Here is an 11,785-nt window from a genome sequence, read left to right on the forward strand (position 1 = left end):
ATGACCACACTGAAAAAGGTTTTGAAATTAAGGACAGTGACATCGGCATCGGCGGGTATGGCACTGGCTACATCATGCTATATTGCAGGTTTCCAGGTGGCGACCATTCTGGTGGGAGAGCTTGCATGGATATCTGTGCTCATCGCAGGAGTTCTATGCCTCCTCTCTGCCATGTGCTTTGCGGAACTTACGTCCCAATATCCGACAGCTGCCGGAATAAAGCTCTTTATCCAGAGGGCATTCAATGAAAAGGCTGCCATCATCATCGGGACATTTTATGTCATTCTCGGTATCTCGATGGTCGGTGCGGAAAGTTATCTTCTTTCCAGCGTCATTGTTCATGCATTTACCGTGATCGGCCCGCTTGTAGACAAGCTTTTCTGGATGACTTTCTTCATTGTCTTTGTTGCCGCCATAAATTATCGCGGGGTAAAGCTGACTGGTTTTGTCCAGGATGTCATGACCTATGTGATGATAGGCTTCCTTGTTCTGGTATCCATTTACTCGATTTCAAAGTTCGGTGTGGACATCAAACCCGCACTGGCAAGCCCCAAGTTCAATCTTACCAATATAATTAATGCGGCGGGTGTAGGAGTGTTTCTATTTGTCGGCTTCGAATGGGTTACGCCTCTTGCGGAGGAAACCACCGACTACAGGCTGATCGGAAAGGGCATGTTCATAGCGATAGGCCTCCTTTCAATAACATACGCCCTGTTTACGGTCGGGATGTGGATCGGGTTGACGCCGGAACAGAAACTTTCCGGAACTCCGATTCCCCATATACTTCTCGGGCAGAATCTGTTTGGAAAAGTGGGCATAGGCCTTTTCATGCTCATGAGCATTCTGGCGTCTGTTACGTCCTTTAACTCAGGGCTTCTCAATACATCTCGTTTTGCCTATGCCATGTCGCGCGATAATGTCCTGCCGTCTGCCTTCAGCAGGCTTCATCCCGATTATGCGACACCCTGGGTGTCCATACTCGGGCTGATGATATTTGCGCTTCTTGTGAGCCTTCTCATCCTTTTTACAGGGAAATATCTTTTCATCATCGTGATGGCGGCAGCACTTGAATGCTTCATATATGTGGTTATGGCGGTATGCGTGATCAAACTCAGAAGAAAAATGCCTGATAACCCGAGGGATTTCAAGGTACCGGGCGGATATGTAATTCCAGTCATGACGATTGTTGTTTTTACGGGCCTGCTTGTGGGTATATTCATTGATAAAAGCAGGGACTATGCGGGGAATATCCTTTTCTCCAACTACTGGGTTGCTGTTGTGATGGCTGTATTCTTTGTTCTATGCGCACTTTATACCATTACTGTTGTACCTATCTTTAAGAAAAAGGCTGCGGCAAAGGCATCTGCAAGGGTCAAGAGAAGACCCGGAAAAGTTTCCTAGAAATAGATTTAAAGAAACTCCCTATAAATTCCGATAGTTTGTTTTGGCTGCTAAATTCATAGGGAGAAGTATGCACTTCAGGAAAAGGATAGCACTTGATATTATCGCCATGCTCGGAGCGGCCTTTCTTCTATGCTGTCTGGTGTCGGGTTGCGCCGGAGAGACAAGTTCCCGGCAGCCCGCAGCAATAAATGGAGTTCTGGATCTCAGTCGGTGGGACTTTAATAGAAACGGCAATGTGAAGCTTGTCGGACAATGGGAGTTTTATTGGAAGGAATTGCTTACACCGGAAGATTTTGACAGAGCCTCAAAGCCCGAAATGACCACATTAGCTGAACTTCCGGCTTACTGGAATGATATCAAAGTAAATGGAAAAACCCTGCCGGCAAAGGGCTATGCCACATACCGCCTGAAGATCCTTACAAACGGGAATGTGGACAAGCTTTCCTTATATATCGGTCTGATCAATGTGGCCTATAAACTCTTTGTCAACGGCCGGCTTGTTGCGGCTGAGGGAAAGGTCGGGACATCATTGAAAGATGAAATTCCGCTCAACAGACCCGGCGTATTTGACTGCAGCATTTCGGGAAAAGAGGCCGAGATCATCCTTCAGATATCCAATTTCCGTTACGTAAACGGCGGTCCGGGCGAAATAATATACTTTGGCCCGGAAAGCGGCATGGAAAGGATTTTCGGGAAAAAGATATTCTATGACTTTTTTATACTGGGGAGCCTTTTGATTATCGGGCTTTATCAGATCATATTTTTCCTGCAGCGCCGCAGAGATGCCGCATATCTTTATTTCGGACTGTTCTGTCTGGGTGCGGCAATCGTGCTGATCTCTTCTTATTCTCAGGTTTATTTCTTCACGCTTTTTTTCCCGGAAATCCCTAGGGACATTCTGTTTAAAGCCTTAAATGTCGGTCTGTATCTTATTCCTCCATCGCTTTTGTCTTTTTTCTGTTCGACATTCCCGGATGAGGGTTTCAAAATAACGGAGAAGGTCGTCTGGATCATTTCCGCCGTTGCAGCGGTGATTGCAGTTCTCACTCCTACCTATATAAGTTCATATGTGCTGCAGGCAGGCATGCTTGAGATTATAGTCGTCCTTGTCCTGTGTCTGATTATCAATATATCCGCGGTTATAAGAAAACGCGATGATGCCGTCCTTATATTGACTGCATTCTTTTTGATTTTTGTCTGTATGATTATTGATGTCATGACATCGAACAATATCATTTTTTCACGCAATATCGCTTTAACTCCATATGCCATGTTCATATTTGTCCTTGTTCTTTCGTACCAGCTTTCAATACGCCTATCCAGGGCATTTGCCGCAGAGGAAAAGATAGCGAAGGAACTGGTGAAAAGAACCGGCCAACTCCATGAAAAGAATATCGAACTGGACAGGGATATCGAAGAAAGAAAAAGAGTTGAAAATAAATTGACCCAGACGTGGACATATCTGAACAAGGTATTCAATTCGCTCTCTTCAATACTTGTATCTGTAAATGGTGAAGGTATTGTAAGTCAATGGAACACGCCAGCGGAGAAGATTACAGGGATTTCCTCAAGCGATGCCAAAGGCAAGCCGGTCTGGAATATACTGCCTCTCCTCAGTGAACATAAGGAAGATCTTCAAAGGGTTATCAGTTCAGGAAAATCGGTTTTGCTGGAGAGGGTAAAGCTTGAAAACGGTATTGACAGATTTTTCAATATCGCCATAACACCGCTTGAACCCGGTGAACCTGGAGATGCTGTTATCCTTGCCGATGATATCACGGAACTTGAAAAGAAAGAACAGCAGCTGCGCCACATGCAGAGGATGGAGACTCTGGGAACGCTCGCCGGAGGTATAGCGCACGATTTCAACAACGCCTTGATGGGTATCGTAAGCCCCCTTTCCCTTGTCCAGTATATACGCAGGAAAGACAAACCGATTGACCCGGCTTATCTGGACAAACAGCTTTTGATTATGGAAGAGTCGTCTAACAGGGCAATAGATATGGTGAGAAGGCTTCTGGCAATATCTCGCAAACAGGAGTTTTCCTATGTCCCTGTGGACCTCAACAGTTCAATAAAGCATGTAATAAATATCTGCGAGAGCTCTCTCGACAAAAGAATCGAGATCATGGAAAGCGTCTACAGCGAACCTGCAATCGTATTTGCAGACAAGACACAGATGGAGCAGATGCTTCTGAATCTTTGCATAAATGCCGCTCATGCAATGACAACCATGAGGGGTCCGGAAGAACCTGCCGGAGGGAAACTGAGCGTCGAAATTGAAAAAATATATGCCGACTCCCGTTTTTGTGCCGCTCATCCAGAGGCCGCAATAGGTGATTACTGGATGGTGAGTGTAACCGATACGGGCGTAGGGATACCCGAAGAGCTTTTCTCAAAGATATTTGATCCTTTCTTTACCACAAAGAAGGTTCAGGAGGGAACCGGGCTTGGTCTGGCAATGGTTTATGGTATTGTAAAGGAGCACAAGGGGTTCATTACGGTATATTCGGAACCGGGTATAGGCTCCAGGTTTAATGTTTTCCTGCCTGTATATTTAGGGAAGAAAACAATGGAAACCGAAGCTGAAATTGACGAAAGTGTATTCAAAGGGGAACTTATACTTGTTGTGGATGATGACAGGCTGTCCCTTAAATCGATATGTGAAATGCTTGATTTGATCGGATTAAGAACTATCACGGCATCTGACGGCGAGGAGGCGGTTGATTTGTTCAGAAGGCATTATAAGGATATTGCAGTTGTGATGCTTGATATGAATATGCCGCTCAGATCCGGCAGGGAAACATACCTTGAAATGAAGAAGGTGGATAACGGCGTCAAGGTGATAATCAGCTCAGGTTATGCCAAAGACAATCGTATCGAGGCTCTGATTGCGCTTGGAGTAAGGGCTTTTATTCCGAAACCGTACAGCATCGGCAAGCTTAAAGAGGTGCTGAACGAGATTATAGGCAATATCTGATACCGGCATCAATAATTATGTTGCAGGGATTTTCCTGACGGTGGATAATTTGCACAGGTGAGCATATGCCTGATAAAAATGCCCCGATTGAATATGCCGACGAGAATACGAAGCTGCTTCCCGAGCACGGGATCAAGCTTCCCAGAATGTTCAGGGTAATCATTCACAATGATCATTACACGACAATGGAGTTTGTTGTGGAAGTCCTTGTTTCGGTCTTTCACAAACCGGCGGCGGAAGCCACAATGTTGATGATGGATGTGCATAAGAAAGGCAGAGGTGTCGCAGGTGTTTATACGCTCGATATCGCACTTACCAAAATAATGCAGGTCCACAGCATGGCCAAAGAGCGTGGGTATCCGCTGAAATGCTCATATGAAGAAGCGTAAGAGGGTAAGAACCATGGAAAACAGCGAAAGCCTCAACCTTGTCATCATGGCTGCGTTGAGTGAGGCCAAAAACCGAGGACATGAATATCTGACGCCGGAGCATCTCTTATATGCGATGCTTTTCTCACCCGAAGGCATCGAAATAATCGAAAACTGCGGCGGCGACATTGAAACGCTCAAGAAAAACCTCAACCGTCACTTCGATGAAAGAATCCCTAAAATATTTAACAGGGAACCTGTCATATCCGAACAGTTCCACAGTGTCATGGAGCGTACGTTCATTCACTCGGCATCCGCGCAGAAAGAAATCCTTGATATAGGCGATATAATCGTATCCCTGTTTGATGAAGAGGAATCATTTGCGTCGTATTATCTGTCAAGTCAGGGCATAACCCGGCTTGACATACTGAATTTTATATCCCACGGGATATCTCTTCTTCCCGGCGGTACACAGGAAGAAGGCGCAAGCGAAGAAGCGGAAACCTCTGAAGAAAAAATGGAGGGTAAAGCCAAGAAAAGCTTCCTCGAGATGTTTACGACCGAACTTGTGGAAAAGGCGAAGCTTGGGGAAATGGATCCTCTCATAGGAAGGGAAGACATAATAGAGCGGACAGTGCAGGTTCTTTGCCGCAGGCTCAAGAACAACCCCATCCATGTGGGAGAACCAGGTGTCGGCAAAACTGCAATCACCGAAGGGCTTGCCCAGCGGATTGCGGAAGGCAGGGTTCCAAAACCTCTCGCTGGAGCAAAGATATATTCCCTCGATATGGGTGCGCTCTTGGCGGGCACAAGATACAGGGGCGATTTTGAAGAAAGGCTGAAAAGGGTGCTTGCAGAACTCAACAGCAGGGAGAATGTAATACTCTTTATTGATGAGATTCATACCATTGTCGGCGCAGGGGCGGTTTCCGGAGGTTCAATGGATGCGTCAAATATCCTGAAACCAGCGCTGGCACTGGGGAAGATGCGTTGCATAGGTTCCACGACGTTCGAGGAATACAGAAAACATTTTGACCGCGACCGGGCATTGTCCAGGCGATTTCAGAAGATCGACATCACCGAACCCAGCATTGAAGAAACCAGGACAATACTTGCCGGGCTGAAGGAACGATATGAAAAACACCACGATGTTGTTTACAGTGATGAGGCGATCCTGGCGGCAGCCGAGCTTTCGGCAAAGTACATAAATGACCGCCACCTGCCCGACAAGGCGATAGACGTGATAGACGAGGCGGGCGCATATGCGCGGATGAACAGGCCGGACGGCCTTTCAGGCGCAGTGACAATTACACGCGAGGCCATAGAGAAGGTAGTATCGAAAATAGCCAGGATTCCGGAAAGAAGCGTTTCATCTACGGAGACCTTCAAACTCAAAAATCTGGAAGATGAACTCAAGTCGCAGATATTCGGCCAGGACAAGGCGATAGACACCGTCGTATCTGCCATCAAGCGCTCGCGTGCAGGATTCGGCTCCGCTGACAAGCCTGTGGCGAGCCTGCTCTTTGTCGGGCCCACGGGCGTCGGCAAGACCGAGCTTGCACGCCAGCTTGCTTCAAGCCTGGGCGTGTCACTGCATCGTTTCGATATGAGCGAATATCAGGAAAAGCATACGGTAGCCAGACTGGTGGGCGCTCCTCCCGGTTATGTCGGCTATGAAGAGGGCGGCCTCCTTACCGAAGCGATAAGGAAGACACCTTATGCCGTGCTTCTGCTGGACGAGATTGAAAAGGCCCATCAGGACATCTTCAATACGCTTCTTCAGGTCATGGACTATGCCACGCTTACCGACAATGCAGGCAAGAAGGCGGATTTCAGAAATGTCATCATTATAATGACATCAAATGCGGGGGCCAGGGAACTTGGCAAAAAACAGGTCGGTTTCACACATGATGAACCGCTCAGGACCGATGCCTTAACCGATGCGGTCAACAGGATATTCGCACCGGAATTCAGGAATCGTCTGGATGGTGTCGTTGTTTTCAACGGCCTAGATATAGGCATAACCGAGCAGATCGTCAGAAAGGAGATAGGCATTTTCGCCAGTCAGCTCCTCGAGAAAAAGGTAAACATTGAAGTCTCTGACGATGCATATCTGCACCTTGCGAAAAAAGGGTTTTCAACCGAATTCGGGGCCCGCCAGATTGCAAGGCTTATTCAGGATGAGATAAAGGCATTCTTTGTCGATAAGGTGCTGTTCGGCTCTCTTGCCGGAGGCGGCCGTGTCAGTATTGATGTAAAGGACAACCGCATTTTCATTAAAGTGCTTTGAGATCATGCCCATATTCCTGCTGAATGATGAACTTGTGTTTCCTGATGTGGAGTATGCAACAGATGAAGGGATTGTTGCAATAGGCGGCGACTTGAGGCCCGAGAGACTTTTGCTGGGCTATGCTTCAGGGATATTTCCCTGGTATTCCAATGGTGAACCCATCATATGGTGGTCGCCCGACCCGCGTTTTGTGCTCTTTCCCTCGGAACTTAAGGTTTCCAGGTCAATGCGTAAGATCCTCAGGCAGCGCGTTTTCAGCATCACCTTCGACAAGGCATTCGAGCAGGTAATCGAGCACTGCAGAAGAATAAAAAGAAAAGGCCAGCGCGGCACCTGGATAACGCCTGAAATGCAGAAAGCCTATATCCGTCTTCATAAGATGGGCTTTGCGCATTCTGTCGAGGCATGGAAAGACGGGGAACTTGCCGGAGGCCTTTACGGTGTTTCCCTGGGAAAGGTTTTTTTCGGCGAGTCCATGTTTTCAAGGGTTAGCAATGCATCGAAGGCATGCCTTATTACACTGGTGGAGCATCTTTCAAAACAGGGAATCGAACTGATTGATTCACAGGTGTACACCAGACATGTGGAAACACTCGGCGCTCGTGAAATTCCAAGAAGTGAATATCTTGCACTTCTTAAAAATCTTGTTGTTTGAAGAGCGTTTGTTTGCCGGCGGAAAGAAAGTAAACTATATTATCATTTCAAGTTATATCTTAGTTGTGTCGATTGATGTTTATAATAGATTGTTCTAAGGGAGGTTGAATCACATGGAGATAAAAGGTCCCAAAATAAAAAAGTATATGGAAGAGTTTATTGTCAAGCCGGGCAAAGATATTAAACTAAAAAAGTTCAACACAGGCTGGGCGATAAAAGAGGAGCTCAAGAAATTCGACGACAGCGAGGCCAAGACCAAGGCCCAAGAGATACTGGAGAGGGACAAGGACAGGCTGGCAAAGGCTCAGGAGCTTCTTTATGCAGACAAGAGCTATGCATTGCTGATAGTTCTTCAAGGCATGGATACTGCAGGCAAGGACGGCGCCATCAGACATGTCATGTCAGGAGTCAATCCGCAGGGCTGCTCGGTATCGGGGTTCAAGGTGCCTTCGTCGATGGAGCACTCGCATAATTTTCTATGGAGATATTCAAACTGCCTGCCGCAGCGCGGTATGATAGGCATTTTCAACCGTTCACACTATGAAGATGTCCTGGCGGTCAAGGTCCATCCTGACAGACTGGAAAAGCTTCCAAAAGAACTCGTGAAGACGGAAAATGGTACATTCTGGGACTGGCGGTACAATGACATAAGAAATTTTGAAAAGCATCTGGTCAGAAATGGAACGGTTATCCTCAAATTCTACCTTCACATTTCGAAAAAGGAACAGAAGAAAAGGCTAATGGAGAGGTTCAACAATAAGGATAAATACTGGAAGATTTCACCTTTCGATGTGGAGGAAAGGGCATACTGGAACGATTATGAAAAGGCCTACGAAGAAATGCTTGCCGCCACCAGCACTGATTATGCGCCGTGGTTTGTCATACCTTCCGATTACAAATGGGCTGCCAGGGCGTTTATAGCCGAGGTGATAGTAACCGCCATCGAAGGGCTCAACCTCAAATATCCCGAAGTTACCAAAGAACAGATCGCCAGACTAATGGAGGCTAAAAAGAAACTGGAAAGCGGAAAGTAAACCGCCGGATATTGATTTATCATATATTCAAATACTCAACCAACCTTCTGCATTTTCTAGGCAACCTGGGCATGAGCGCCCTTATCAGGATAATGGGACTCTTTACCCTGGCGATTGGCGTACAGTTTATACTGGACGGGGTATCAAAATTTTTTCCCGGCCTGATGGGAACCATGTAGAATACTGAACCGTAAGCGAAATATATCAGGAGATAACCCCCGCTTCACGGAGGCGGCGTTCCTTCTCAAGTTTCTCAAGATAATCTCTGAGCTCTTTTTCTTTGAAGCGCTTCAGGAATTTAGGTGTCTGCATGTAATGAATGGTGCTGGCGAGGAATGAATCCAGAAGTGATTTTTTCACATCCTCGACAACGCTTTCATGCACGGCCGGACGTTCGATAAGCTTTGTCCTGACAATCTTCTCACCGAAGTACCTGCGCAGTTCCTCGTCGGCATTTTCGAGATGGCAGGTTGTTGTGATTTCCAGTTTGATAAACCAGAGGTCGCCGGAAAGGATTTTGCTTTTGTCCTTTATGCTCAAAACCAGACCGTTATCCAGAACGCGTTCTTTGGTGTCACAGTTCATACAGGGTCTCATCCACTTTCGGTCTTCGTTTCTGCGATCTGATCCCTGCCGGGGATGTCTGCTGAAAGGGGTCTTCACCTTCAAAGATATCTCCCATTTCCTGCTCGATTGTTTCAGGATCTTCCCCGCGCTCAAGCCTGGACAGTGCCTCCTGGAATCCGGGACCAAGGTTCAGGCCTGCAGCATCGGAAAGCTTTCTGAGCAGATTTGCCGCTTGTTTCGGGTCGTCCTCATTTATGGAGCCTGCTTCGCGGCCGAGCATCGCCATTGCCTTTTCTAGACGGCTTTCATCAATGTTCGGCATGCCGTCTTCGGACTCCTTTGCCTTTCCTGACGGGGTGTTGAAAAGTGAGATTTTTTTCTTGAGCTTTATTGTTTTGCATTCGGGGCATTCAGGAATCCGGTCGTTATTGATCCTTCGCGAAAAAAAATTATATACGGTGTTGCACCTTTCGCAATAGAACTCGTAAACAGGCATTTTCAACCTCTCATGAATTCGCTGTTCAGTCTGAATAGTGTCTGCGAATAAATTTGTCAATCAGCTGAAATCATGCGCCATGTTCCGTTATCAAGGATTACCCGTGACGGCTTCCCTTGCATGGACGGGAGCTTCAATTCCGCATTGGAATAGTCCGGGTCATTGGGCAGTCTCACGCCGGCAGTCGATCCTTCGACGAAGCCTTCGGGTATTATTACCGGGATGTCTTTTGTAGATGCATTACTTAAAAGTTCCGAAACCGAGTTGAAAGATAAAAGCTCATTAAGGGTTATCATGGTCGGCGGCAGAAGCATGATTTCGCCCGCCATGTTTTTTTCAAGGGCATCGCAAGGCGTCAGCCAGGCGGCACTTGTAAGCTCTTCGTTGTCATGGACAGCAACCTGTCCATGAGGAAGCCTTGCAAGAAAAAACCATGTATCAAACCGTGTCTTCTGAAAAACGGGAGTGATCCAGTGTGCGAACGGGACAAGCGCTTCGGGCTTATAAACAATGCCTTCAATCTCAGCCAGTTCGACGAGAGTCATTTCCTTGGCATGTATGGCCTTACGGTATTTTCTGAAACGGCTTAAATCAGGCTCTTTTGAAAAATCAAGCGGCTCCCCCGAAACCTTTTGGGCGATAAGGATGAAGGCTTCTTCAAACAGTTCCCTGATTGCAGCGAAAAACAAGCCTGATGAAGCATTCATATCCGGGTCCGGGTTATTAAGTATCTTCCGGGCTATTGCATCATCAAAACCGCCTGAAAAGTCTGCAAGCCCGGTATCGGAATCCGAGTCGTCAACCGCACCTCCCGGGTAGACAGTTGCCTTTGCCATGAAGGAATCATGTGTACTCCTCTGCATAAGAAGGACTTCCACGGGGTCTCTTAATAGTATGACAGTGGATGCTTTTTTTGGCGGTTCATTCATTGTTTATAATTCTCCCTCATGTTCCCTTACAAAGCGCTCAAAAAATTCTTTCATGAAGGCATGCCTGCCTTCCGCCATACGTCTGCCCTCTTTCGTGAGCATCTTCTCATGTATTTTTGAAAGCTTGACGACATATTCCCGGTAGCCCGTGTCGTCTTTTGTGTATGGAATCGTATCATAAGGGTCGGCATGCGGGTTATGGAGCATGGCGCCTATTTCACCGGCAAAGAGAAAATCCCTGGCGATTCCGACGGCGCCGATTGCATCAAGTTTGTCCGCATCGAACAGGACTTTTGCTTCGATTGTAGCGGGTTCATGGCTGTTCCTGTAGCGGTGACAGAGTACGGAGTGGATTATGTTGTCCTTTTTTTCTTTGGCTATATCATATTTATTGAGGATATCCTCTGCAATTGCAGCACCGACTTCAGCGTGGCAGACCTTGCCTTTCGCCATATCCTGTGCAGCTCTGCCGATGTCATGAAGGAAAGCTGCAATTGCTAGAACCTCAAGGTCTGCATTCTCGATTTTCCCTATATGCATACAGAGTTTGTAGACTCGCTCGGTATGGTCCCAATTATGACTGCGCTTGGCTTCTCTGAAAGCATTTTCACAATAATCGCGAATTTCGGCTATGATTTCTTTCATGTTTTTCCCGCTAACATATAAGCAACATATTATCTTCCAAAAATATTGTATGTCTTTTATTCCATTTTTCCATGTTTTTTCTTGTCCGGCACCTTATAATATTTTTCCACATCTTTATGAAACTTTGCCCCGATGGCTTCCCTGTAAATGATCAGCTCATGTTTCCTTGTCAGGGCTTCTTCCCTGACTTTGTTGAATCTGTCAATCAGTGCATCATATTCTTCTGTATTTGATGCAGTCTTCATCTCATTTTCAATGCCGGCAAGTTCATTGAGCTTTTCTTCAAGACGGTATCCGGCAAAACCAAGGGTCCTGGCCTTTTCTTCGAGTATTTCCTTGTCAGTTTTCGAAACAGCGTCTTCCTTCATGCCTGAATTCTATCATGACTGCTCGTAGATGATAAGATATCAAGCTTATG

At 46.6% G+C, this 11,785-nt stretch carries 12 protein-coding genes; 7 read left to right on the top strand and 5 right to left on the bottom strand.

What is annotated here, in order from left to right:
* The 7 genes from VIS94_05965 (at position 1) to VIS94_05995 (ending at position 8,909) form a co-directional block, all read left to right on the top strand.
* A complete protein-coding gene (locus VIS94_05965; protein HEY9160611.1) occupies positions 1–1,401 on the top strand; it encodes an APC family permease in 1,401 nt (466 codons plus the stop codon).
* 70 nt (positions 1,402–1,471) lie between these two features.
* Positions 1,472–4,384, top strand: a complete 2,913-nt coding sequence (locus tag VIS94_05970) for a 7TM diverse intracellular signaling domain-containing protein (protein HEY9160612.1) — start codon at positions 1,472–1,474, stop codon at positions 4,382–4,384.
* A gap of 65 nt (positions 4,385–4,449) precedes the next feature.
* Positions 4,450–4,773, top strand: a complete 324-nt coding sequence (locus tag VIS94_05975) for an ATP-dependent Clp protease adaptor ClpS (GenBank protein ID HEY9160613.1) — start codon at positions 4,450–4,452, stop codon at positions 4,771–4,773.
* Positions 4,774–4,786: 13 nt separating this feature from the next.
* Complete coding sequence (clpA, locus tag VIS94_05980) at positions 4,787–7,042, top strand: ATP-dependent Clp protease ATP-binding subunit ClpA (GenBank protein HEY9160614.1); 2,256 nt, start codon at positions 4,787–4,789, stop codon at positions 7,040–7,042.
* Between the two features lie 4 nt (positions 7,043–7,046).
* Positions 7,047–7,697, top strand: a complete 651-nt coding sequence (gene aat, locus VIS94_05985) for a leucyl/phenylalanyl-tRNA--protein transferase (GenBank protein HEY9160615.1) — start codon at positions 7,047–7,049, stop codon at positions 7,695–7,697.
* A gap of 112 nt (positions 7,698–7,809) precedes the next feature.
* On the top strand, positions 7,810–8,730 hold the full coding sequence (locus VIS94_05990) for a polyphosphate kinase 2 family protein (protein HEY9160616.1): 921 nt from the start codon (positions 7,810–7,812) through the stop codon (positions 8,728–8,730).
* Positions 8,731–8,741: 11 nt separating this feature from the next.
* A complete protein-coding gene (locus VIS94_05995) occupies positions 8,742–8,909 on the top strand; it encodes a MarC family protein (GenBank protein HEY9160617.1) in 168 nt (55 codons plus the stop codon).
* Positions 8,910–8,934: 25 nt separating this feature from the next.
* Here VIS94_05995 and VIS94_06000 read toward each other — a convergent pair whose 3' ends face one another.
* The 5 genes from VIS94_06000 to VIS94_06020 are packed head-to-tail and all read right to left on the bottom strand — an operon-like array spanning position 8,935 to position 11,735.
* Entirely contained in the window at positions 8,935–9,315 is a 381-nt protein-coding gene (locus tag VIS94_06000; GenBank protein ID HEY9160618.1) for a hypothetical protein, read from the bottom strand.
* Positions 9,305–9,793: a zinc ribbon domain-containing protein gene (locus VIS94_06005; protein ID HEY9160619.1), complete on the bottom strand. Its 489-nt coding sequence runs from the start codon at positions 9,791–9,793 to the stop codon at positions 9,305–9,307. The genes VIS94_06000 and VIS94_06005 overlap by 11 nt, the downstream gene beginning before the upstream one ends.
* Before the next feature lie 56 nt (positions 9,794–9,849).
* Entirely contained in the window at positions 9,850–10,722 is an 873-nt protein-coding gene (locus VIS94_06010) for a hypothetical protein (protein HEY9160620.1), read from the bottom strand.
* Positions 10,723–10,725: 3 nt separating this feature from the next.
* Positions 10,726–11,367 (bottom strand): HD domain-containing protein, encoded by a 642-nt coding sequence (locus tag VIS94_06015; protein ID HEY9160621.1) that lies wholly within the window; start codon positions 11,365–11,367, stop codon positions 10,726–10,728.
* Positions 11,368–11,423: 56 nt separating this feature from the next.
* Positions 11,424–11,735, bottom strand: coding sequence for a hypothetical protein (locus VIS94_06020; GenBank protein ID HEY9160622.1), 312 nt, complete (start codon positions 11,733–11,735; stop codon positions 11,424–11,426).
* Positions 11,736–11,785: the final 50 nt, after the last annotated feature.

The organism is Desulfomonilia bacterium (assembly GCA_036567785.1).
GTDB lineage: Bacteria > Desulfobacterota > Desulfomonilia > UBA1062 > UBA1062 > DATCTV01.

Excerpts from the sequence above, each read along its gene's own strand:
- VIS94_05990 (HEY9160616.1), top strand. The coding sequence starts at position 7,810 with ATGGAGATAAAAGGTCCCAAAATAAAAAAGTATATGGAAGAGTTTATT.
- VIS94_06000 (HEY9160618.1), bottom strand. The coding sequence starts at position 9,315 with ATGAACTGTGACACCAAAGAACGCGTTCTGGATAACGGTCTGGTTTTG.
- clpA (HEY9160614.1), top strand. The coding sequence starts at position 4,787 with ATGGAAAACAGCGAAAGCCTCAACCTTGTCATCATGGCTGCGTTGAGT.
- VIS94_05965 (HEY9160611.1), top strand. The coding sequence starts at position 1 with ATGACCACACTGAAAAAGGTTTTGAAATTAAGGACAGTGACATCGGCA.
- VIS94_05970 (HEY9160612.1), top strand. The coding sequence starts at position 1,472 with ATGCACTTCAGGAAAAGGATAGCACTTGATATTATCGCCATGCTCGGA.
- VIS94_06020 (HEY9160622.1), bottom strand. The coding sequence starts at position 11,735 with ATGAAGGAAGACGCTGTTTCGAAAACTGACAAGGAAATACTCGAAGAA.
- VIS94_05975 (HEY9160613.1), top strand. The coding sequence starts at position 4,450 with ATGCCTGATAAAAATGCCCCGATTGAATATGCCGACGAGAATACGAAG.
- VIS94_06005 (HEY9160619.1), bottom strand. The coding sequence starts at position 9,793 with ATGCCTGTTTACGAGTTCTATTGCGAAAGGTGCAACACCGTATATAAT.
- aat (HEY9160615.1), top strand. The coding sequence starts at position 7,047 with ATGCCCATATTCCTGCTGAATGATGAACTTGTGTTTCCTGATGTGGAG.
- VIS94_06010 (HEY9160620.1), bottom strand. The coding sequence starts at position 10,722 with ATGAATGAACCGCCAAAAAAAGCATCCACTGTCATACTATTAAGAGAC.
- VIS94_06015 (HEY9160621.1), bottom strand. The coding sequence starts at position 11,367 with ATGAAAGAAATCATAGCCGAAATTCGCGATTATTGTGAAAATGCTTTC.